Origin of the sequence: Duganella sp. Root336D2 (assembly GCF_001425005.1) — a bacterium.
Classification (GTDB): domain Bacteria; phylum Pseudomonadota; class Gammaproteobacteria; order Burkholderiales; family Burkholderiaceae_D; genus Rugamonas.
Map to the genome: position 1 here is coordinate 699,926 of NZ_LMDB01000001.1, position 20,734 is coordinate 720,659.

Genomic DNA, 20,734 nt, shown 5'->3' on the forward strand with positions numbered 1-20,734 from the left:
GTTTCCCCTACTCTACACCAGTGGCGGGAATGCTGTCACACAGGCTTGATCCGGTAGGCACAACGGCGTTCGCCAGCCAGGATGTGCTCCTCGCGCCGTACCTCGCAGCCGGGGCCCAGCACACGCTGGAACACCTCGAGTTCCGAGCGGCAGAAATTCTGGCATTCGCGGGCTGCGGCGCAGATCGGGCAATGGTTTTCGAGCAGAAGCAGCGTGCCGTCGTTTTGCGGCGCGACTTCGGCCATATACCCTTCCACGTCGCGCGCCAGGGCCAGGGCTTGCACCCGCTCCGGCAGCGTCGCACCGTCGCCGATGGCCTCGCGGTAAAAGGCCTCGCTGGCCTGCTCGCGGGCCGTGATCAGCTTGTCCATGCCTTCTTCGCCAAACAAGGCGCGCACTTGCGTGATCAGTTGCAGCGTCAGGTCGGCGTGGCGATCCGGGAAGCGCGCATGGCCGGCGTCGGTCAGCAGCCAGCGGCGCGAAGGACGGCCTACTTTTTCAGCCACGTCCTCAAAGGTAACGAAGCCGCGCTCTTGCGCCGCTTCCAGGTGACGGCGCGCGCCCATCGACGTCAGGTCGAGCAATTCGGCCAGTTGCTGCGCCGTGCGCGGGCCGCGCGTCTTCAACAGGAACAGGATCTGGTCGGCAGTATTCATGCGCCGGCTCCTTCCGTGCGCGCCGCGGCACGCGGTAGGGGCGGCGCTGCCAGTTCGCAGCGCCAACCGCGCAGGCGCCAGCCAGCCCACGCCGCGAGCACGGCGCCAAGCAGCAGGATCAGGCGCGTATCGACCAGCGCCAGGACCGAGCCAATTGTCGCCATCACGATATTCGCGAAGCAGAACGTCATCGACAGCAAGCCCATGACGGAGCCCTGCCCGTGTGCCGCAAAGCGGTCCGCCGCCCACGACTGCACCGTCGCGTTATAGAAGGCATTGGGCAGCCCGAACAGGCAAATCGCCACCATGCCGATCCACAGGTTGCCCAGGGCGACGCCAGCCACCGCGGCCGCCAATGCGAAAGCGAGCCAGCTGGCACGGTGCAGCGGTTCCATGCTGCTCGGCCGGCCGGCAATGATGGCCGCCAGCGTCATGATTGCGCACATCGCCATATTGATGGTTGCAATCCCGCGCGCATCGTAGCCGCCCTGCTCCACCAGCCACAGTGGATAATATTCGTAAAAGCCGGTGATGCCGCAGGTCAGCGCCAACTGCACGATGAACAGGGTACGCAACTCCGGGAAGCGCAGCAGGTTCATGGCGTGGTGCGAGCGCGCCACCTGCCACCAGGATGCGCCATCGCTTGGGACCTTGGCTGCCCGCGGCACCGTGATCGCCACCAGCGCTGCAGCCAGCATGAGCGCTGCCACCGCCACCCAGAACGGCACCGTGATGCCAAAGCCCAGCGTGAAGCCAGCCAGCACCGGGCCCACCAGCCAGCCAAGGTGCAGCGAACCATTCACCAGCGACAGCGCGCGCAGGCGCTGCGGGCCTTCCCGCTTTTCTGCCACCAGGGCACGCGCCACGGCGCCGTTGCCTTCCAGCAGGCCAGTGCCAAAGCGGGCCAGGATAAACAAGGGATAAGACTGCATCACCAGCGCGAGTGCAGTCAGCGCATGGCCGGCAGCGGCGCCAAGGGCAGTCGCCAGCAGGATGGGGCGGCGTCCATAGCGGTCGGACATGGGTCCCAGCAACGCCGAGCCGATCACCAGGCCAATCGGGTTCACCGTCAGCGCAATGCCGAACAACAGCTTGGGCGGCAGGCCGAGGAAATTATTCAGGGAATTGTGTGCTTCGGCAGCAAACAGCGGCGGAAGGATCGGGTATGGCAGCGAAGCGCCCGTAGTGGACAGCAGGCCAAGCAGGCAGGTAGCCGCGATGAGGAGGACATTGTTCATGCCCACCAATATACGCAGGCCTCGACAATAAGTAAACTAAAAACCTTACTTATTATTCAGGCGGCAGATTGGGTCAGTTGCGGCAGCGATGCCATCAAGTCCGAAAAGCGCTGGCCCTGGATCATCACGTGACCGCGCAGCAGCTCGGCCGCCCTGTCGCCGTCGCCGGCGAGGATAGCCTGCACCACGCCCTCGTGCTCGGAATAGGAGTGGCCAATGCGATTGCGCACGCGAAGCTGCAAACGTCGGTATGGCCGCAGCCGGCGATACAGGCCGCGCGTCTGCTCGAAGAGGAAGCTGTTATGGGCGCCTGCGTAGATCGCCTCGTGGAAGGCCTCGTTGCGGTAGTAGTACTCGTCCGGCTCCTGCGCTTCCACGGCAGCCTTGCACGCCTCGTGGGCCGCAAGCAGCACTTGCTGCTCTTGCGGCGTCATGCGGCGCGCCGCCAGGCGGCCGCAGGTCGCCTCCAGTTCGGACATCACTTCGAACATTTCGACCAGTTGCTGCGGCCCCAGTTCCGCCACGATGGCGCCGCGCCGTGGCCGGATCACCACAAGCCCCATCGATTCCAGCTGGATCAGCGTTTCGCGGATCGGCGTACGCGATACGCCGAAGCGGCTCGCCAGTTCGGTCTCGTCCAGGTGCTGCCCCGGCTGCAGCTCGCCCATCGCAATCATTTCCTCGATGGTTTCCCGCAGGGTGGAAGAATGTTTCGTCATGGAACTAAAAGTTCAGTATGTATATGAGACTCCATTATAAGTCGCATATTTCACTTGACAATGTATTTTCTGAAGATATTCTTGTATACATAAAAAACAAAGCTGCATACTTAACCCTTGGAGGATGACATGTCCCAGATGACCCGCAGGTCCGTTGTTGCCGCACTCGCCACCAGCCCGCTGTGGCTGCAAACCGCCTGGGCCCAGTCCGGCTCGCTGAAGATCTCGCACCAGTTCCCAGGCGGCACCTTGGCCGAAGGCGACTTCCGCGACCGACTGACCCGCATGTTCGCGGCGGAAGTGGAAAAGCGCACCAAGGGTGCACTGAAGTTCTCCATTTATCCCGGCTCGTCGCTGATGAAGACCAACGCCCAGTTCTCCGCCATGCGCAAGGGTGCGCTGGACTTGTCGCTGGTGCCGCTGTCCTACGCCGGCGGCGAAGTCCCGGAAGTGAATATCGGCCTGATGCCGGGCCTGGTCACCTCCTACGAACAGGGCTACGGCTGGAAGAACCAGGAGGTGGGCAAGGCGCTGACGCAGCTGCTTTGGGAAAAAGGCGTGGTGCTGGTGAGCTGGATCTGGCAGGCCGGCGGCGTCGCTTCGCGCGTCAAGCCGGTGGTCGATCCGGAGGATGCCAAAGGCATGAAGATCCGCGGCGGTTCGCGCGAAATGGACTTGATCCTGAAAGCCGCCGGCGCCGCCGTGGTGTCGCTGCCCTCCAACGAAATCTACGCCGCCATGCAGACCGGCGCCATGGATGCGGCCCTGACCTCCTCCACCTCCCTGATTTCCTTCCGCCTGGAAGAAGTGTCGAAAGCCCTGACCACCGGTCGCGGTACCTCTTACTGGTTCATGTTCGAGCCCTTGATGATGTCGCGCGCCGCTTACGAGCGCCTGCCGAAGGACCAGCAGGGCGCCATCATGGCCGTCGGCGCCGAACTGGAAGCCTTTGCCAGGACCGCAGCGCAGGCCGACGACACGCAAGTCGCCGCCGTCTACCAAAAGGCCGGCGCCAAAGTAGTCGACCTGAACGCAGCCTCGGTCAAGAAATGGCAAGCCATCGCCCGCACCACCGCATGGAAGGACTATGGTGAGCGCAACGACAACTGCGCCAAACTGCTGGCCCTTGCGGAGAAGACGCTGTGAGCCACGGTTTCGAGCTCAATCCGCCCAAGGATGCGGCGTTGCCGCAGGCTCCGGGCCTGTCGATGGCCGGCGCGCTGCTGGCCAAAGTGAACCTGGGCTTGCTGGTCCTGTCCATGGTGGCGATGGTCACCACGGCCCTGATCCTCACCTACTCCGTGGTATCGCGCTATTTCTTCCACGCGCCGACGGACTGGCAGGACGAAGCGTCGATCTTCATGCTGGTCGGGGTCACCTTCTTCTGCTGCGCCTACGTGCAAAGCTTCCGCGGCCATATCGGGATCGAAGCGCTGGCTGCCATCCTGCCGCCCAGGGCCAATGCGGTGCGCCTGTTCATCGTCGACCTTTTGTCCTTCGTGTTCTGCGCTTTCTTCTCGTGGAAGTCGTGGACCCTGTGGCATGAAGCGTGGGTGGATGGCCAGACCACCACCTCCACTTTCGCACCGCCGCTGTGGATTCCCTATTCCATGATGGCGGCCGGCATGACCTTGCTGACCCTGCAGATCTTGCTGCAAGTGCTGGCTCGCATCACTGATAAAGGAGCCGCAAAATGAGCGAACTGACTTTGGGAGCCTTGTACGGCATCGTCACCTTGGTGGTCATGTTCTCCGGCATGCCGATCGCGTATGCGCTGGGCATTGTGGCGACCTCCTTCATRTATTTTTTCATGCCTGCCAGTGCGCTCGATACGGTCACCCAGAACGTTTATGAGGAAATGGCTTCCATCACCCTGCTTTCGATCCCACTCTTCATCCTGAAGGGCGCGGCCATCGGCAAATCGCCGGCCGGCAAAGACCTGTATTCGGCCATCCACACCTGGCTGCACAAGGTCCCTGGCGGCCTGGGCATCGCCAACGTGTTTGCCTGCGCGCTGTTTGCGGCCATGGCCGGTTCCTCGCCTGCCACCTGCTCGGCCATCGGCTCGGCCGGAATTCCGGAAATGCGCAAGCGCGGCTATTCTCCCGGTTTCGCGGCCGGCATCATCGCAGCGGGCGGCACGCTGGGCATCCTGCTGCCGCCATCGATCACCATGATCCTGTACGCAGTAGCTGCGGAACAGTCGCTGGGCCGCCTGTTCCTGGCCGGTATCGGCCCCGGTGTGCTGCTGGTACTGCTGTTTGCCGGTTACGCCGTCTACCGCGCACGCGCAGAATACCAATTGGCCCTGGTGGCTTACCAAAACGGCGGCGTCAAGTCGGCCTACCTGGAAGACGAGCATTTCACCCTGCGCGAAAAAGTGGAAATGCTGCCGCGCGTGCTGCCCTTCATCGTGCTGCTGATCGGCGTGATGATCGCGCTGTACGGCGGCTTTGCCACCCCGTCCGAAACGGCCGGCCTTGGCGCCTTGCTCGCGCTGGTGCTCATCGCCGTAGTGTACGGCGCCTGGCGGCCGAAGGACATGTCGCCGATCCTGTCGTCCACGATCAAGGAATCAACCATGCTGCTGCTGATTATCGGCATGTCGCTGCTGTATTCCTACGTCATGAGCTACCTGCATATCAGCCAGTCTGCCGCAAGCTGGGTAGTCGGCATGCACCTGTCGAAGTGGGTGCTGCTGGCAACCATCCTGGTGCTGGTCGTGGTGCTGGGCTTTTTCCTGCCGCCGGTATCGATCATCCTGATGACGGCGCCGATCATCCTGCCGCCGCTGCGTGAAGCGGGCTTTGACCTGGTGTGGTTCGGCATCGTCATGACGGTGGTCATGGAGATGGGCCTGATTCACCCGCCGGTGGGCCTGAACATCTTTGTCATCAAGAACATCGCGCCCGACATTCCACTGCGCGACGTGATCTGGGGCGTGGTGCCTTTCCTGCTGCTGATGGTGGTCGCCGTGGTCCTGCTGTGCATTTTCCCCGGCATTGCCACCGGCCTGCCCGACATGATCATGGGAGCCCGGTAAATGAATTCCCCCAACCGCGTCTGGGATAGCCTTCAACGCAACCGCAACGGCCGCCTGGCACGCGCCCGCAGCGTGCTCGGTGGCGAACTGGCAGGCAAGTCACTGCCGGCCGCCCGCATCGCCGACCTGCTGCACGCAGTGCTTGAAAATGGCGACCGCGTCTGCATCGAAGGCAATAACCAGAAGCAGGCCGACTTCCTGGCGCAGGCGCTGGCGGGGCTCGATCCGCAGCGCGTGCACGACCTGCACATGCTGCAGTCGGTGCTGGCCCTGCCCGAACACCTGGACGTGTTCGAGCGCGGCGTAGCGTCGAAACTGGACTTCTCTTTCTCCGGACCGCAGGCCGCGCGCGTTGCCAAGCTGGCGGCGGCCGGCAAGCTCAATATCGGCGCCATCCACACTTACCTTGAGCTGTTCAGCCGCTATTTCATCGACCTGCCGCCGCGCGTGGCCCTGGTCGCTGCGGAAGCGGCCGACCGCAATGGCAACCTGTACACCGGGCCCAATACGGAAGACACCCCGCCTATCGTCGAGGCCACTGCTTTCAAGAACGGCATCGTGATCGTGCAAGTCAACCGCATCGTGGACGAACTGCCGCGCATCGATGTGCCGGGCGACTGGGTCGATTTCGTGGTGCAGTCGCCAACGCCCTACTATATCGAACCGCTGTTCACGCGCGACCCGGCGCAGATTTCCGAAATCCAGGTGCTGATGGCGATGATGGCGATCAAGGGCATTTACGCCGAGTACCAGGTGCAGCGCCTGAACCACGGCATCGGCTTTGACACCGCGGCCATCGAACTGCTGCTGCCGACCTATGGCGCTTCGCTCGGCCTGCGCGGCAAGATCGCCACCAACTGGGCCCTGAACCCGCACCCTGCCCTGATTCCAGCGATTGAAGCCGGCTTCGTGGAATCGATCCATTCCTTCGGCTCCGAGCTGGGCATGGAGAACTACATCCGTGCCCGTCCCGACGTTTTCGCCGTGGGTCCGGATGGCTCGATGCGCAGCAACCGCGCCTACTGCCAGGCCGCAGGCCACTACGCCTGCGACATGTTCATCGGCTCCACCTTGCAGATCGACCTGGCCGGCAACTCGTCCACCGCCACGCTGGGACGCATCTCCGGCTTCGGCGGCGCACCGAATATGGGCGCCGACGCGCGCGGCAGGCGCCACGCCAGCCCCGCATGGCTGAAAGCCGGCGCACAGGCCCGCCTGGGCAGCGGCACCATCCCGCGCGGCCAGAAGCTGGTGGTGCAGATGGTGGAAACCTTCCGCGAGCATATGCAGCCGGCCTTTGTCGAACGCCTGGATGCATGGGAACTGGGCGAACAGGCTAAGATGGCGATTCCGCCCGTGATGATCTACGGCGACGACGTGACCCATATCCTGACCGAGGAAGGGATCGCCAACCTGCTGCTGTGCCGCAGCGCCGAAGAGCGCGAACAGGCTATCCGCGGCGTAGCAGGCTACACCCCGGTCGGCCTGCGGCGCGACAAGCGCATGGTGGAAAACCTGCGCGAGCGCGGCATCATTACGCGCGCCGAAGACCTGGGCATCGACAAACGCCAAGCCACGCGCGACCTGCTGGCGGCAAAAAACATGAAAGACCTCGTGCGAGCATCGGGCGGCCTGTATGACCCGCCCAAGCGCTTCCGCAACTGGTAGGAGCAAAGATGGAAACACTCAATTACCGATTCGAACAAGGCCGCCGCCCGCTGTCGGCCGAACCGCGCATCGTCGGCGTGGTCAGCTCAGGCAACCTGGAGGTGCTGATCGAAAGCACGCCGCTGGGAGGCGCCTGCGAAGTGCAGGTCCAGACCGCCGCAGTCGGCTTCGGCCCGATCTGGCAAGCCGTAATCGGCGACTTTCACCAGCGCTGGCAACTGGCCGACACCCGCATCGCCATCAACGACATGGGCGCTACGCCCGCCGTGGTCAGCCTGCGCCTCGACCAGGCGGTGGAATCCATGCTGGGAGAAGGAAAATGAGCAGCTACCTCGAGGCCAATGCGCGCGAGCGCCTGGCATTGTTCGACAGTTTCGAAGAATTCATCGGCCCTGCGCAGCGCATCGTCAGCCCGCACCTGGCGCAACTGAATGCGCCGGTGTCGTTCGACGACGGCGTGGTGGCCGGCCGCGCCACACTGGGCGGCCTGGCGGTATTCGCCGCCGCACAGGAGGGCGGATTCATGGGCGGCGCCGTGGGCGAAGTGCATGGCGCCAAGCTGGTCGGCATGCTGCGCCGCGCCCTGCTCGAGCGCCCCGCCGCAGTGCTGCTGCTGCTGGAAACCGGCGGTGTGCGCTTGCATGAGGCCAATGCGGGCCTGATCGCAGTGTCGGAAGTCATGCGCGCAGTACTGGACGTGCGCGCCGCCGGCATCCCGGTCGTAGTGCTGATCGGCGGCTCCAACGGCGCCTTCGGCGGCATGGGCATCGTCGCGCGCTGCGCCAATTCACTGGTGATTTCAGAAGAAGGCCGCCTGGCCATGTCGGGACCGGAAGTGATCGAAACCGCCAACGGCGTGGAGGAATTCGACTCGCGCGACCGCGCCCTGGTGTGGCGCACCACCGGCGGCAAGCACCGCTACCTGCTGGGCGACGTACAGCGCATCGTGGAGGACAGCATTCCCGCCTTCCGCCGGGCCGCGCTGGACGCCATCGAAGAAGCCCGCAGCGGCACGGTGCAACTGACCCTGGGCGGCCTGGAAGCGGAGCAAGCCTTGCTGGAGCAGCGCATTGAACGCTTTGGCGACATGCGCGACCCGGCAGAGATCTGGTCGGCGCTGGGTATCGCCGCGCCGCAGGACGTCCCGATGCTGGCTATCGATTCCTTCACCGCCGCCGCGGCGCCTTACCGACTGGGAGCATGACAATGGACTGGAAAGTACTGGCCGATGCCCTGTTCCCCGGCGGACATGACATTTTGGAACGTGAGCAATTCCTGAACGGCACCGCGCGCGTGGACGGACAAACCGTCAGTGTGATCGGCACCACCGGCCATGCGCCGATAGGCGTGGAGATCGCGCTGGCGCAAGCCAAGGCCGTACTGGCGACGGTGCGCAACCATCCCGGCCGCCCGATCGTGCTGCTGGTCGACACGCAGGGACAACGCCTGCGTCATCGCGACGAAATGCTGGGCATTAACAGCTATATGGCCCACCTGGGCAAGTGCATCGACCTGGCACGCCACCTGGGGCACCGCATCGTTGGCCTGGTGTACGACCAGGCCCTGTCCGGCGGTTTCATCACCAGCGGCTTGATGGCCGACGCCTGCTACGCCCTGCCCGGCGCCACCATCCGCGTCATGGGCCTGCCCGCGATGGCGCGCATCACCAAAGTACCTGAAGAAAAACTGCTGGAACTGGCACGCAGCAATCCGGTGTTCGCGCCGGGGCCGGAGAACTATTTGCGCATGGGCGGCTTGCAGGCAATCTGGGAAGGCGACCTGGCCGCCCACCTTGCCGATGCCATCGCCAATGCTCCGCGCGACGACCAGCGCAGCGCCCTCGGCCTCCTGCGCGGCGGCCGCAAAGCCGCGCAGCCGGTCATTGAAGCCATCATCGGCGGCAGCAATGTACGCGCGGCATGATCTTGTGTGGCTGGCGCGGAATGGCTGGCATGAAGTGCTGGCCAGCGCCCCGCACGGCACGCCAGCCCATGCAGCAATCGTCCGCTGGGCCGATGCCGATTGGCCGCTGGTGGTACGCCGCCGCGACGACGCAGCACAATCCGAAGATGCCTGCCTCGGCCTGGCAGCGCCGCCCGATCCCGCCAGCGGCGCGAAACTGCGGCTGCCATTGCGCGTGCCTTCGCAGCACATCGCCCGCCACAGCGCGCCATTGCCGCTGGACGCCGTGACCGACGCCCTTCCCGCGCACTGGCGGGCCTCCTTTGCCCGCCTGGCTGAATCCCGCGCAGGCCTCGATCTGCGCGTGTTCGGTTCGCTCGCCCTGCAAGCACTGACAGGCCAGGCCTACCTGCGCGACGCCTCCGACATCGACCTGCTGTTCCGACCGCGCGACAGCGCCGAACTGGATGAAGGCACCCTGCTGCTGGCCAGCCACCACGACGAACTGCCGCTGGACGGCGAGATCATTTTCCCAAGCGGCCAGGCCGTGGCGTGGAAGGAATGGTTCACGACGCGCGCGCGCGCCGAGCGCGTCCTGGTCAAATCGCAAGACGGCGTCAAACTCGGCACGCGCGCGGAGCTGCGCGCAGAACTGGAGCCGGCATGACTGCCCTTGCCAGCCCCGCGCAGCAGCCGCCGCGCGCCCTGGCAACCGCCGCCCGCCGCAGCGCCAGCGCCCAGCCGCGCCGGCACGCCGCACATGCCCTCTCGCGCGAAGTGGCCCTGCGCGCGGTGCGCAGCCTGTACCACGAACTGGCTCTGTACCCCAAGCCCGGCCTGGTCTCGCTCGTCGATAACGGCAGCCATACGGATATGGACGCCGCCACGTTCATGCGCAGCCTGTTCTCGCTGCGCCACTACTACGCCCGCATCTGCCGTGCCGGCTACGACGGCGTCCCTTTCATCGAACTGAAAAAACTCGGCATCGCCGCCGAACAGCGCATGATGGCCGCCACCAAGGGCATCAACACCCACCGCGGCGCCATCTTTGCCCTCGGATTGCTGTGCGCCGCGATGGGGCGCGTACGCGCCTTGCGCATGACATTGACGCCGGCCGCCTTGCGCACCGCACTGCTGCTGCACTGGGGAGAAGAACTGGCGGCCCACACACACGCCATTGGCGACTCGCATGGCCGGCAAGCGGCAACCCGGCACGCCGCCAGCGGAGCCCGCGAAGAAGGCGCCCTTGGCCTGCCCTCGGTATTTGACGTCGGCCTGCCCGCCCTGCAAACCGCGCTGGCACGCGGCGCGCCAATGCTGAATGCCCGCGTCGAAGCCATTTTTGCCCTGATGTCCCACATCAGCGATACCAACATCTACCATCGCGGCGGGGCCCAGGGAGCCGACACAGTACGCCACGCGGCCCGCCATTTCCTGCAGCAAGGCGGTACCGCAAACCCGCAATGGAAAGAGCATGCATTGACTTGCCACCAGCGCTTCATCGCCCAGCGCCTGTCGCCCGGCGGCGCCGCCGACCTGCTCGCCGCCACCTGCCTGGTGCATAGCCTGACCGCAATGCCCCCGCCATGAAAAGCCGCCTGCTGGTTCTATGCCCCGGGCAAGGCAGCCAGCACGGCGCCATGTACGACCTGGCCCGTCGCGACCCGCACGGCGCTGCGCTGCTGGCGCAACTGGCGCCATCGCTGCCTGACTTGTCCGATCCTGGCGCGATGTTCAGCAACCGCAGCGCCCAGCCGGCCATCGTGGCCAGCACCCTCGCCATGTGGGAAGCACTGCGCCGCGATTGCCCGCAGCCCGCGCTGGTGGCCGGCTACAGCGTCGGCGAATTGGCAGCCTACGGCGTTGCAGGAGCATTCACGCCGGAACGCACCATCGCCCTGGCCGCGCGGCGTGCCGCGCTGATGGACGCTTGCGTCGCCCCCGGCAGCCCCCAAGCCATGCTCGCGGTCAGCGGCCGGCGCCCGGCAACCCTGCGCCCGCAATTGGCCGCCCATGGTTTCCACATAGCGATCGAAACCGGCGAAGACAGCTGCATCGCAGGCGGCCCGGCGGCAAACGCCGCAGCCATATCGATCCCAGGCGCACGCATTGCGCAACTGCCGGTCGCCGTCGCCTCCCACACACCCTACCTGCAAGCGGCAGTCGAACCATTCGCAACCCTGCTCGCACAGGAAGAATTCGGCACGCTGCACACCCCGGTCCTGGGTGGCATTGACGCCATGCCCGTGCGCGACAGGGAGGCAGCCATCAGCCACCTCTCGCGCCAGCTTGCTGAAACAATTGTCTGGTCCGAATGCATGGACGCCTGCGCCGAGCGAGGCATCACCGCCGCCCTGGAACTGGGGCCGGGAAACGCCTTGTCGAAGATGTTGTCAGCGCGCCATCCCGGCATTGATTGCCGCTCGGTGGCAGACTTCCGCTCAATGGATGGAATCCGAAACTGGTTGGCCCAGTTCTAGCGCAGGTGCTGCTGCACCCAGGCGATTATGCTCTTGCTGTCCATGGCGCCAGCCTGGCGCGCCAGTTCGCGGCCGCCCTTGAATACCGCCAGCGTGGGGATGCTGCGGATGGCATAACGCGCAGCCAATTGCTGCTCCGCCTCGGTGTTCACTTTCACCACGCGGAAATACGGTTCCAGGTGCTGGGCTGCCTGCTCGTAGAACGGCGCCATCGTGCGGCAAGGGCCACACCACGGCGCCCAGAAATCGACCAGTACCGGGATATCGTTGCGCTCAATATGCTTAAGGAAGCGCCCCGTCGACAAGTCCACCGGGTGCCCGGTGAACAATTGCCGCTGGCACTTGCCGCAGGTTGCTTCTTCTTCCAGGCGCACTGAAGGCACACGGTTGACCGCGTCGCAATGGGGGCAGACGATATGCAAGTTTTCCATAGGATCCAGTATAGCGCAGGCTTATAATCCCGAGGGCACGCTTCGCCCGCCAGGAGGCAACATGGAATACGTGAACACCGACCGCTTGCGCATTGCCTTCCGCCAGCATGGCGACATGCAGGGGGAGCCGATCTTCCTGCTGCACGGCTGGCCGGATGATATGCACACATGGGATGGCGTCCTGCCCTACCTGGCAGGCTGCGGCTACCGATTGATCGTGCCCAGCTTGCGCGGCTTTGGCGAAACCCGCTTCCTCGATCACGCCACGCCGCGCAGCGGCCAGTTAAGCGCCCTTGCCCAGGATTTGCTGGACTTCGCCACGGCACTGGGCATCGAACGATTCAATGTGGTCGGGCACGACTGGGGGGCCCGCGCCGCCTACATCGCCTCCCTGCTGGCTCCGCAGCGCGTGATGCGCTGTATGGCATTGTCGGTCGGCTGGGGCACCAATGACCCGAACCAGGCACTGAGCCTGCACCAGGCCCGCAATTACTGGTACCAATGGTATATGTCGACCGAGCGCGGCGCCGAAGCGCTGCGCAAGGAACGGCGCGAACTCGCCCTCCTGCTGTGGCGCACCTGGTCGCCATCGTGGCATTTTGGCGAGGGCGTTTTCCACGACACCATGCACGCCTGGGACAATCCGGACTGGATCAACGTGACGCTGCATTCGTACCGCCATCGCTGGGGCCTGGCCCTTTCCGACCCACATTACGCCATGCAGGAAGACCGGCTGCGGCACGATTCCGTCATCGGCGTGCCGACGCTCACCTTGCATGGCACGGAAGATGGCGCCAACAGCCCGCAAACTTCCGAACACAAGGACCACCTGTTCAGCGGGCCGTATCACCGCGCGCTGCTGGCCGGCGTCGGCCACTTCCCGCAGCGCGAGAATCCGGGTGCAGTGGCCGATGCGCTTCTCGCCTGGCTGCAGCGCGCTTAATCAGGCTTGGCGCTTGGGAAGAACAGCTGCTGCCCGCCCGGCCGGAACTGCGCAATTTTCGCCTGTCCCTCCGGCGACGTAATCCAGTCGATCAACTGGCGGGCGCCCTTGTAGTTCACGCCCGGATGCCTGGCCGGATTAGTGGCGATAATGCCGTAAGGATTGAACATGCGCTGGTCGCCCTCAACCATCAGGGCCAGGCCGGTCTTGGCCTGGTACACGCCGTAGGTCGCGCGGTCGGTCAGGGTATAGCCGCCCATCTCGGCCGCCATATTCAGCACTTCACCCATGCCCAGGCCCGCCGACACGTACAGCGCAGCGGCCGGCTGCGCGCCTGCCTGCTTCCAATAGGCTTTTTCCATGATGTCCGTGCCGGAATTGTCGCCGCGCGAAATAAACTTCGCCTGGCCGCCAGCAAGCCTGCGAAACGCAGCCAGGACATCCTTGCCGCCCTTGATGCCCGATGGATCACTGGATGGGCCGACCAGAATGAAGTCGTTGTACATCACGTCGCGCCGGTCCACGCCCCAGCCTTCAGCAACAAATTTGTCTTCCGCCGAACGCGCGTGCACCAGGGTGGCATCCACGTCGCCATTCTTCGACAGCTCCAGCGCCTTACCTGTGCCGACCGAAATCACATGCACCTTGCTGTTGGTCCTGGCCTCGAAGGCCGGCAGCAGGTAGGCCAGCAAGCCGGAGTTTTCCGTGCTGGTGGTGGTGGACAGCCGGATAATCTGCTGGGCATACGCGCTGCCGGACAGCGCAAATGCTGCGGCAAAGGCAAGCAGGAGCCGACGCTTCATTCATTTCTCCTCTAGTTGGCCGTCGCGCAGCTTCAGGCGCCGCACATCCGGCAGGTTGATCAAATCCCGGTCGTGGCACGCCATGACGACCGTGCTGCCCGACTGCGTCAGCGAAGGAATCAATGCCAACACCTGTTCGCGCGCCTCGCCATCCAGGCTGGCGGTTGGTTCATCGAGCAGCAACAGGCGCGGATGCAGCACCTTGGCTCGAGCCAGCGCCACGCGCTGCTTTTCACCGCCTGACAAGGTGGCCGGTCGGCTGCCGCGCAGGTGCTGCACACCGGCCCAGTACATCGCTTCTTCAACCAGTTGCGCCGCATCGGCGCGCGCCATGCCGCGCGCTTTCAGGCCGTAGCCGATATTGCCGGCCACACTGGTTGAGAACATCACAGGATGCTGGTGCACGTAGACGATTTCGCGGCGCAGTGACGCCGGATATGGAGCCAGCGTCACCGCTTCGCCCGCGAAGTGAATGCCCTCCGCATCGGCCGGCGCCAAGCCAGCCAGTACCCGCAGCAGCGTGCTTTTTCCGGCGCCGTTCATTCCGGTCAGGACGTAGGCTCGCGCTCCATCGAGCTTGAAGTCCTTCAAGTCGAACAGCAGGTTTTCCCCATAACGCTTGGTCAGGCGGGCAATGGATAGCATGGGCGTCACCCCCGTCCCCGGGCGGCATGGGCGTCGCCTTGCAGCACCAGCATGGCGCCGTTCATTGCCAGTGCGATGGCCACCAGCACCACGCCCAGTGCGATGCCCTGCGCGAATTCACCCTTGCTCGTTTCCAGTGCAATGGCAGTCGTGATAGTGCGGGTTTCGCCGGCGATATTCCCGCCCACCATCATGGCGCAGCCGACTTCCGAAATCACTCGCCCAAAGCCGCTGATAATTGCCGCCATCACGCCAAAACGCACTTCAAAAAGAAGTGTCGACATGACGCGCCAGGACGAAGCGCCGTGCGCGATCGCCGTTTCAGCGAAGCGCGGATCTGCCGCCTGAACGGCCGCCAGTGTAAAGGCCAGCAGCACCGGGAGCGCAATCACCACCTGCCCCGCCACGATGCCAGGTTGAGAGAACAGCCACTGCAGGCCGCCCATCGGCCCGTGGCGCGACAGCATCATGTACAGCAGGAGTCCAATCAGCACCGTCGGCAACGACAAGGCCGCCTGCACCAGCCAGATCACGATACGCCTGCCGCGAAACTCGCTCATCGCGATGGCGTAGCCGCCGGCAATCGCAATTGGCGTAGCAATCAGCAAGCCAAGCACGCTGGTGCTGACCGACACCCACACAATCCGCCACAGCACAGGATCGCCATTGAACAGCAATCCGAACGCCCCGCGCACCGCATCGGCCAGCCCCATCAGCCCTCCCTGCCCAGCTCGTGTCCCACCATGGGGTCACACCCCAAAGGGGACACGGGCTCAGCCGGTTCCACGGACGAGCCCGTGTCACACTTGGGGTGTGACCCCATGGTGTGACACGGGCTCGGCGGTAGTTCGGCCAACTCGGGTTCGGCGACCAGGCGCCCGGGGGATGTCAGCAGCAGGAAGTGGCGGCCGGTGCAGCGGGCGAGCAGCGTCATGCCGAGGTGGCTGGCGACGCTGTGGCCCATTTGCGTGGTGCCTGAGCGCGACAACAGGAATGGAATCGACATCTGCGCCCCTTTGATCACCATTTCGGATGTCAGGCGGCCGGTCGTATAGAACACTTTGTCGCCGCCGTCCACGCCGTCCAGCCACATTTTCCCGGCGATCGAGTCGACCGCATTGTGGCGGCCTACGTCTTCGACAAAGTACATCAGCTCGCCCGCTTGCGTGAACAGGGCGCAGCCGTGCACCGAGCCCGCCTGCTTGTAGATCGACTGCTGCGTGCGGATGGCCTCGACAATCCGGTACACGCCGGATTGCTTCAGGCGTGCGTCGGGCGGCAGAATGATGTCGTCCACTTCGTCCATCAGGTCGCCGAACACGGAACCCTGGCCGCAGCCGGTTGTCACCACTTTGCGCGCGGTGCGCTGTTCGATGTCGGCTACCCCTTCGCGCGTCCTGACTGCCGCTGCGCCAACCGACCAGTCGACATGGATCGATGCCACATCCTCCACCGACCGCACCAGGCGCTGGTTGCGCAGGTAGCCAAGCACCAGCGCTTCCGGCGCGCCGCCCAGCGTCATCAGCGTGACCAGCTCGCGTTTGTCCACGTACACGGTCAGCGGGCGTTCGGTGGGGATGTGGATCTGCGAGCGGCGTCCTTTTTCGTCGATTGCTTCCACTTCCTGCGTCAGCGGCACGCTGGCGTGCGTCATTTCCGGTAGTCTCATGCGCCTGCCGCCTCCATCGCTTTGCCGCCGCCAAAACTGGACTGGGCGCCGAGCGTGCCGCCCAGCGTGACTTTGATTGCACAGTACTTGAATTCGGGGATCTTGCCAAACGGGTCGAGGACCGGGTTGGTCAGCTTGTTGATCGCTGCTTCGTAATAGCAGAACGGCACGAACACTGCGCCGCGCGGCGAACTGTCGTCGGCCCGTGCATACAGCGAAACCTGCCCGCGCCGCGATGCTATCGTCACCACGTCCCCTGGCTCGCCGCCCAGGGCTGCCAGGTCGAGCGGATGCACCAGGGCTACCGGGTCGGGTTCGATCGCGTCCAGCACCGCCGTGCGGCGTGTCATGCTGCCGGTGTGCCAGTGTTCGAGCTGGCGTCCGGTGATCAGGACCATCGGGTACGCGGCGTCCGGCCTTTCGTCGGCGGGAATGATATCGGCCGGCACAAAACGCGCCCGGCCAGACTCGCGCGGGAAATCCTGCGTGAAAACCACCGGCGTACCGGGATCGCCCTCCTCGTGGCATGGATAGGTCACCGCATGTTCGCGCTCCAGCCGTTCCCACGTGATGCCTGCGATGCTTGGCATCACCTGACGCATCTCTGCAAAAACGCCGGCTGCGCCGCCATATTGCCAGTTCAGGCCCAGTCGTTGCGCGAGCTGCTGGATAATCCACAAATCCTGCCGCGCTTCGCCCGGCGGTTCCAGCGCTTGGCGTCCGATCTGCACCAGGCGGTCGGTATTGGTGAAACTGCCGGTTTTTTCGGGGAAGGCGCTGGCGGGCAGGATCACGTCGGCCAGGTAGGCCGTTTCGGTGAGGAAGATGTCCTGCACCACCAGGTGCTCGAGCGTCGCCAGCGCTGCCCGGGCATGGTTTGCGTCGGGATCGGACATGGCGGGGTTCTCGCCCATGATGTACATGCCTTTGACCTGTCCTGCCGCGGCGGCATCCATCACTTCCACCACGGTCAGGCCGGGCTTGTCGTCCAGCGTGCCGGGCTCCAGTCCCCAGGCGCTTTCGAAACGGGCTTTGGCGGCTGGTTCGGTTACGCGCTGGTAGTCGGGGTACATCATCGGAATCAGGCCGGCGTCGGAGGCGCCCTGTACATTGTTCTGCCCTCGCAGCGGATGCAGGCCGGTGCCCGGCCGGCCGATCTGCCCCGTCATCAGCGATAGTGCAATCAGGCAGCGTGCATTATCGGTGCCGTGCACGTGTTGCGAAATGCCCATGCCCCACAGGATCATCGAGGCGCGGGACTGGGCGTACAGGCGGGCTATTTCGCGAATGGTTTCGGCCTCGATACCGCAGATTGGCGCCATGGCTTCCGGACTGTAATCGGCCACGTTCGCCGCCAGCTCGTCGTAACCGATGGTGCGGCTGGCGATGAAATCCTTGTCCACCAGCCCTTCCGTCACGATCACGTTCATCATTGCGTTCAACAATGCGACGTCGGTATCCGGCTTGAATTGCAGGAAGCGGTGGGCGATGCGCGACAAGTCGGAGCGGCGCGGGTCGCATACCACCAGCTTGGTGCCCTGGCTTACGGCATTCTTGATCCACGTCGCCGCTACTGGGTGGTTGACCGCCGGATTGGCGCCGATCAGGATCACCACTTCTGCCTTCATCACATCCTTGACCGGGTTGGATACGGCGCCCGAACCTATCCCTTCCAGCAGCGCGGCGACCGAGGAGGCGTGGCACAAGCGGGTGCAATGGTCGACGTTATTGCTGCCGAATCCGATGCGCACCAGCTTCTGGAACAGGTAGGCTTCTTCGTTGCTGCCCTTGGCCGAGCCGAATCCGGCCAGCGCGCGCGGCCCGTTCGTATCGCGGATGGCTGCCAGCTTGCCGCCGGCCAGCGCCAGCGCTTCTTCCCAGCTCGCTTCACGGAATACGTCGTATACGCGCCCAGGGTCCATGGTGAAGCCGCCCGATTTTGGCGGGGCATCGGCGCGCCGTACCAGGGGCTTGACCAGGCGGTGCGGGTGATGGGCATAGTCGAAGCCGTAGCGGCCCTTCACGCAAAGCCTGCCCTGGTTGGCTGGCCCGTCGCGGCCCTCCACGAACAGGATCCTGTTGCCCTTGACGTTGTAAGTGAGCTGGCAGCCAACGCCGCAGTATGGGCAAACGGAGTCGACGCGTTTGTCGGGCAGCGCCAGCGCGGCATCCCGCGCCGGCATCAGGGCTCCGGTCGGACAGGCTTGCACGCATTCGCCGCAGGCCACGCAGGTCGATGCGCCCATCGGGTCGTCCATGTCGAACACGATCTTCTCCTGGTCGCCGCGCCAGGCCAGGCCGATCACGTCATTCATCTGCTCGTCGCGGCAGGCACGCAGGCAGCGCGTGCACTGGATGCAGGCATCGAGATTGACCGCGATGGCGGCATGCGAGAGGTCGCGCGCGGGCTGCCGGCGGGCTGTGAAGCGCGGCTTGCCGAGCGCCAGCGCCGCAGCCCAAAATGCGACTTCGTTATGCCGCGTATGCCCCTGCTGCGGCATATCGGCCAACAGCAGTTCCAGCACCAACTTTTGCGCTGCGAGCGCGCGCGCGCTGTCGCTGCTGACTTTCATGCCTAGCGTGGGATGCCTGCAGCATGCTGGCGCCAGCACCCGCTCGCCATCGATCTCCACCATGCATGCGCGGCAGTTGCCCGCTGGCGCCATGCCGTCCATGTAGCAAAGGTGCGGGATCCGGATGCCTTCGCGACGCGCCGCCTGCAGCAATGTTTCGCCCTCTGCCGCCTGCATCGCGCGGCCATTGAGTTCGAAGGCGATCATCGCCTTACCTCGTGCGGAAAATATTTCAGCACGCAGTCGACCGGATTGGGCGCGGCCTGGCCAAGCCCGCAGATCGAGGCGTCGCGCATCACTTGCGAAAGCTCCCCGAGCAGGCTTTCATCCCACACCGGCTGCGCGACCAGGTCGACCGCCTTCGCCGTGCCAACGCGGCATGGCGTGCATTGGCCGCAGGACTCGTGGCGGAAGAACCGCATCATATTCCCCGCCGCGGCACGTGCGCTGTCATGCTGCGACAGCACGATGATGGCGGCGGAACCGATGAAGCATCCATATGGTTGCAAGGTGTCGAAGTCGAGCGGGATGTTGTTCATGCTGGCGGGAAGGATGCCGCCCGATGCGCCGCCCGGCAGGTAGGCGTAAAGCTGGTGACCGCCCGGCATGCCGCCGCAGTATTCGTCGATCAGCTCCTGAACCGTAATGCCGGCTGGCGCCAGTTTGACGCCGGGCTGATTCACACGCCCGGACACAGAGAACGAGCGCAGGCCTTTGCGTCCATGGCGGCCATGGCTGGTGAACCATGCCGCGCCCTTCGCCAGGATCTGCGGCACCCAGTACAAGGTCTCGAAATTGTGTTCAAGCGTTGGGCGGCCGAACAGGCCCACTTGGGCCAGATACGGTGGCCGCAGCCGCGGCATGCCGCGCTTGCCCTCGATCGATTCGATCATGGCGGATTCTTCGCCGCAAATATAGGCGCCGGCGCCGCGCCGCAGGTGAATGCGGGGCGAGCCGTCGCCCAGTCGCGCCAGCTCTTGCTGCAGCAGCTGGCGGCAATCGTGGTATTCGTCGCGCAGGTAGACATAGATCTCGTCGATGCCAACCGCCCAGGCGGCGATCAGCATGCCTTCAACGAATTGCCGGGGATTGTGTTCGAGGTAGAAGCGGTCTTTAAACGTTCCCGGCTCGCCTTCGTCGATATTGACCGCCATCAGGCGCGGCCCTGGCTCGTTGCGCACAATCCGCCATTTGCGCCCAGCCGGGAAGCCGGCCCCGCCCAGCCCGCGCAGCCCGGCATCTTCGAGCGCACCAATCACAGCCTCCACCGAGCGTGCACCGGACAGGCATTCGCCCAGGACCGCAAACGCTGCGCCCTCGCCCTCGCCGATGCACTGCGCGGCGCCGGTGCTTGCCGCGGCCGCGACGGCCGCCGACACGCTCTCGCAGCTGGCCAGGCCCGACGCCCGCTGGCCCACCAGCACTGCCGGGGCCTGCTCGCAGCGTCCGATGCAAGGCGCCGATACGATCCGCACCTCCCGCCCCAGCATCGCCGGCAAGCGCGCCAGCAGCTCGCCAGCGCCAGCCATCTCGCACGACAAGCCATCGCACACGCGCACCGTCAGCGCCGGCGGCGGGAGCTCGCCTTCGCGAACGATATCGAAATGGTGGTAGAAGGTGGCGACTTCGAAGACTTCAACCTGCGCCAGCCGCAACTCGGAAGCCAGTGCAGCCAGGTGCGCCGCCGACAGGCAGCCATATGCATCCTGGATCAGATGCAGAAACTCGATCAGCAGATCCCGCCTGCGCGGCAGGCCGTCCAGCAAAGCCTGCACCTGCTGCAGTGCAGCAGCGTCGACTTGCCGGCCTTTCGGCCGCTGGCGCTTCCTCTCCCGGCTGGCACCCTGCACTGCAATAGGAATCATGCCCTGATTCACCTCGCGAAATGGCCTTGCTTACCTCAGGGTATCATGCGTGGCCCTGGGGCGGAACATGTTATCGTCAGTATAAGGATGCCACAGCAC

Annotated in this window: 21 protein-coding genes; 11 read left to right on the plus strand and 10 right to left on the minus strand. The window is 64.8% G+C overall.

What is annotated here, in order from left to right; all coding sequences use genetic code 11:
• Positions 1 to 35 precede the first annotated feature (35 nt).
• From ASD07_RS02860 to ASD07_RS02870, 3 genes are read right to left on the minus strand one after another with little or no spacing between them, the layout of a single operon-like run.
• Complete coding sequence (locus ASD07_RS02860; RefSeq protein WP_055924846.1) at positions 36 to 656, minus strand: metalloregulator ArsR/SmtB family transcription factor; 621 nt, start codon at positions 654 to 656, stop codon at positions 36 to 38.
• Positions 653 to 1,894 (minus strand): MFS transporter, encoded by a 1,242-nt coding sequence (locus ASD07_RS02865; protein ID WP_055924849.1) that lies wholly within the window; start codon positions 1,892 to 1,894, stop codon positions 653 to 655. The genes ASD07_RS02860 and ASD07_RS02865 overlap by 4 nt, the downstream gene beginning before the upstream one ends.
• A 56-nt stretch (positions 1,895 to 1,950) precedes the next feature.
• Entirely contained in the window at positions 1,951 to 2,613 is a 663-nt protein-coding gene (locus tag ASD07_RS02870) for a GntR family transcriptional regulator (protein WP_055924852.1), read from the minus strand.
• Between the two features lie 129 nt (positions 2,614 to 2,742).
• Between ASD07_RS02870 and dctP the strand changes: the two genes are divergently transcribed.
• Genes dctP through ASD07_RS02920 form a run of 10 tightly spaced genes read left to right on the plus strand, consistent with a single transcriptional unit; the run spans position 2,743 to position 11,706 of the window.
• Positions 2,743 to 3,759: a TRAP transporter substrate-binding protein DctP gene (gene dctP, locus ASD07_RS02875; protein ID WP_055924855.1), complete on the plus strand. Its 1,017-nt coding sequence runs from the start codon at positions 2,743 to 2,745 to the stop codon at positions 3,757 to 3,759.
• The gene (locus tag ASD07_RS02880; RefSeq protein ID WP_055924858.1) at positions 3,756 to 4,310 is read left to right on the plus strand and encodes a TRAP transporter small permease; all 555 of its coding nucleotides are present in this window, start codon (positions 3,756 to 3,758) and stop codon (positions 4,308 to 4,310) included. Before dctP ends, ASD07_RS02880 begins: the two co-directional genes overlap by 4 nt.
• On the plus strand, positions 4,307 to 5,656 hold the full coding sequence (locus tag ASD07_RS02885; protein WP_055924861.1) for a TRAP transporter large permease: 1,350 nt from the start codon (positions 4,307 to 4,309) through the stop codon (positions 5,654 to 5,656). The genes ASD07_RS02880 and ASD07_RS02885 overlap by 4 nt, the downstream gene beginning before the upstream one ends.
• Positions 5,657 to 7,324: a malonate decarboxylase subunit alpha gene (gene mdcA / locus ASD07_RS02890; RefSeq protein ID WP_055924864.1), complete on the plus strand. Its 1,668-nt coding sequence runs from the start codon at positions 5,657 to 5,659 to the stop codon at positions 7,322 to 7,324.
• 8 nt (positions 7,325 to 7,332) lie between these two features.
• The gene (mdcC, locus tag ASD07_RS02895) at positions 7,333 to 7,647 is read left to right on the plus strand and encodes a malonate decarboxylase acyl carrier protein (RefSeq protein WP_055924867.1); all 315 of its coding nucleotides are present in this window, start codon (positions 7,333 to 7,335) and stop codon (positions 7,645 to 7,647) included.
• The gene (locus tag ASD07_RS02900) at positions 7,644 to 8,528 is read left to right on the plus strand and encodes a biotin-independent malonate decarboxylase subunit beta (RefSeq protein WP_055924869.1); all 885 of its coding nucleotides are present in this window, start codon (positions 7,644 to 7,646) and stop codon (positions 8,526 to 8,528) included. Before mdcC ends, ASD07_RS02900 begins: the two co-directional genes overlap by 4 nt.
• A 2-nt stretch (positions 8,529 to 8,530) precedes the next feature.
• Entirely contained in the window at positions 8,531 to 9,247 is a 717-nt protein-coding gene (mdcE, locus tag ASD07_RS02905; protein WP_055924874.1) for a biotin-independent malonate decarboxylase subunit gamma, read from the plus strand.
• On the plus strand, positions 9,231 to 9,893 hold the full coding sequence (mdcG, locus tag ASD07_RS02910; protein WP_082507071.1) for a malonate decarboxylase holo-[acyl-carrier-protein] synthase: 663 nt from the start codon (positions 9,231 to 9,233) through the stop codon (positions 9,891 to 9,893). Before mdcE ends, mdcG begins: the two co-directional genes overlap by 17 nt.
• Entirely contained in the window at positions 9,890 to 10,816 is a 927-nt protein-coding gene (mdcB, locus tag ASD07_RS02915; protein ID WP_082507072.1) for a triphosphoribosyl-dephospho-CoA synthase MdcB, read from the plus strand. Before mdcG ends, mdcB begins: the two co-directional genes overlap by 4 nt.
• Complete coding sequence (locus ASD07_RS02920; RefSeq protein WP_055924877.1) at positions 10,813 to 11,706, plus strand: acyltransferase domain-containing protein; 894 nt, start codon at positions 10,813 to 10,815, stop codon at positions 11,704 to 11,706. The genes mdcB and ASD07_RS02920 overlap by 4 nt, the downstream gene beginning before the upstream one ends.
• On the opposite strand, the gene trxC is transcribed toward ASD07_RS02920, so the two are convergent.
• On the minus strand, positions 11,703 to 12,137 hold the full coding sequence (trxC, locus tag ASD07_RS02925) for a thioredoxin TrxC (protein ID WP_055924880.1): 435 nt from the start codon (positions 12,135 to 12,137) through the stop codon (positions 11,703 to 11,705). The genes ASD07_RS02920 and trxC overlap by 4 nt on opposite strands.
• A gap of 61 nt (positions 12,138 to 12,198) precedes the next feature.
• Here trxC and ASD07_RS02930 point away from each other — a divergent pair, with 61 nt between their 5' ends.
• Positions 12,199 to 13,080, plus strand: coding sequence for an alpha/beta fold hydrolase (locus ASD07_RS02930; protein WP_055924883.1), 882 nt, complete (start codon positions 12,199 to 12,201; stop codon positions 13,078 to 13,080).
• Here the strand turns inward: ASD07_RS02930 and ASD07_RS31340 are convergent.
• Genes ASD07_RS31340 through ASD07_RS02960 form a run of 6 tightly spaced genes read right to left on the minus strand, consistent with a single transcriptional unit; the run spans position 13,077 to position 20,647 of the window.
• On the minus strand, positions 13,077 to 13,883 hold the full coding sequence (locus ASD07_RS31340; protein WP_055924886.1) for a substrate-binding domain-containing protein: 807 nt from the start codon (positions 13,881 to 13,883) through the stop codon (positions 13,077 to 13,079). The genes ASD07_RS02930 and ASD07_RS31340 overlap by 4 nt on opposite strands.
• Positions 13,884 to 14,528: an energy-coupling factor ABC transporter ATP-binding protein gene (locus tag ASD07_RS31345; protein ID WP_055924889.1), complete on the minus strand. Its 645-nt coding sequence runs from the start codon at positions 14,526 to 14,528 to the stop codon at positions 13,884 to 13,886.
• A gap of 5 nt (positions 14,529 to 14,533) precedes the next feature.
• Positions 14,534 to 15,241, minus strand: a complete 708-nt coding sequence (locus ASD07_RS02945) for an ABC transporter permease (RefSeq protein ID WP_055924892.1) — start codon at positions 15,239 to 15,241, stop codon at positions 14,534 to 14,536.
• Positions 15,241 to 16,197, minus strand: coding sequence for a formate dehydrogenase accessory sulfurtransferase FdhD (locus tag ASD07_RS02950; RefSeq protein WP_082507073.1), 957 nt, complete (start codon positions 16,195 to 16,197; stop codon positions 15,241 to 15,243). Before ASD07_RS02950 ends, ASD07_RS02945 begins: the two co-directional genes overlap by 1 nt.
• Positions 16,194 to 18,977 carry a formate dehydrogenase subunit alpha gene (fdhF, locus tag ASD07_RS02955; RefSeq protein ID WP_055924894.1) on the minus strand — a complete coding sequence of 928 codons (2,784 nt, stop codon included), beginning with the start codon at positions 18,975 to 18,977 and terminating at the stop codon, positions 16,194 to 16,196. The genes ASD07_RS02950 and fdhF overlap by 4 nt, the downstream gene beginning before the upstream one ends.
• A complete protein-coding gene (locus ASD07_RS02960) occupies positions 18,974 to 20,647 on the minus strand; it encodes an NAD(P)H-dependent oxidoreductase subunit E (protein ID WP_055924895.1) in 1,674 nt (557 codons plus the stop codon). The genes fdhF and ASD07_RS02960 overlap by 4 nt, the downstream gene beginning before the upstream one ends.
• Positions 20,648 to 20,734 lie beyond the last annotated feature (87 nt).

What these genes read in the sequence shown, in the direction of transcription:
- ASD07_RS31340 (WP_055924886.1), bottom strand. Translation starts at nt 13,883, where the DNA reads ATGAAGCGTCGGCTCCTGCTTGCCTTTGCCGCAGCATTTGCGCTGTCC.
- ASD07_RS02870 (WP_055924852.1), bottom strand. Translation starts at nt 2,613, where the DNA reads ATGACGAAACATTCTTCCACCCTGCGGGAAACCATCGAGGAAATGATT.
- ASD07_RS02860 (WP_055924846.1), bottom strand. Translation starts at nt 656, where the DNA reads ATGAATACTGCCGACCAGATCCTGTTCCTGTTGAAGACGCGCGGCCCG.
- ASD07_RS02945 (WP_055924892.1), bottom strand. Translation starts at nt 15,241, where the DNA reads ATGGGGCTGGCCGATGCGGTGCGCGGGGCGTTCGGATTGCTGTTCAAT.
- mdcE (WP_055924874.1), top strand. Translation starts at nt 8,531, where the DNA reads ATGGACTGGAAAGTACTGGCCGATGCCCTGTTCCCCGGCGGACATGAC.
- ASD07_RS02950 (WP_082507073.1), bottom strand. Translation starts at nt 16,197, where the DNA reads ATGAGACTACCGGAAATGACGCACGCCAGCGTGCCGCTGACGCAGGAA.
- ASD07_RS02930 (WP_055924883.1), top strand. Translation starts at nt 12,199, where the DNA reads ATGGAATACGTGAACACCGACCGCTTGCGCATTGCCTTCCGCCAGCAT.
- dctP (WP_055924855.1), top strand. Translation starts at nt 2,743, where the DNA reads ATGTCCCAGATGACCCGCAGGTCCGTTGTTGCCGCACTCGCCACCAGC.
- ASD07_RS02865 (WP_055924849.1), bottom strand. Translation starts at nt 1,894, where the DNA reads ATGAACAATGTCCTCCTCATCGCGGCTACCTGCCTGCTTGGCCTGCTG.
- mdcA (WP_055924864.1), top strand. Translation starts at nt 5,657, where the DNA reads ATGAATTCCCCCAACCGCGTCTGGGATAGCCTTCAACGCAACCGCAAC.
- ASD07_RS31345 (WP_055924889.1), bottom strand. Translation starts at nt 14,528, where the DNA reads ATGCTATCCATTGCCCGCCTGACCAAGCGTTATGGGGAAAACCTGCTG.
- ASD07_RS02920 (WP_055924877.1), top strand. Translation starts at nt 10,813, where the DNA reads ATGAAAAGCCGCCTGCTGGTTCTATGCCCCGGGCAAGGCAGCCAGCAC.
- fdhF (WP_055924894.1), bottom strand. Translation starts at nt 18,977, where the DNA reads ATGATCGCCTTCGAACTCAATGGCCGCGCGATGCAGGCGGCAGAGGGC.
- mdcG (WP_082507071.1), top strand. Translation starts at nt 9,231, where the DNA reads ATGTACGCGCGGCATGATCTTGTGTGGCTGGCGCGGAATGGCTGGCAT.
- ASD07_RS02900 (WP_055924869.1), top strand. Translation starts at nt 7,644, where the DNA reads ATGAGCAGCTACCTCGAGGCCAATGCGCGCGAGCGCCTGGCATTGTTC.
- mdcC (WP_055924867.1), top strand. Translation starts at nt 7,333, where the DNA reads ATGGAAACACTCAATTACCGATTCGAACAAGGCCGCCGCCCGCTGTCG.
- trxC (WP_055924880.1), bottom strand. Translation starts at nt 12,137, where the DNA reads ATGGAAAACTTGCATATCGTCTGCCCCCATTGCGACGCGGTCAACCGT.
- mdcB (WP_082507072.1), top strand. Translation starts at nt 9,890, where the DNA reads ATGACTGCCCTTGCCAGCCCCGCGCAGCAGCCGCCGCGCGCCCTGGCA.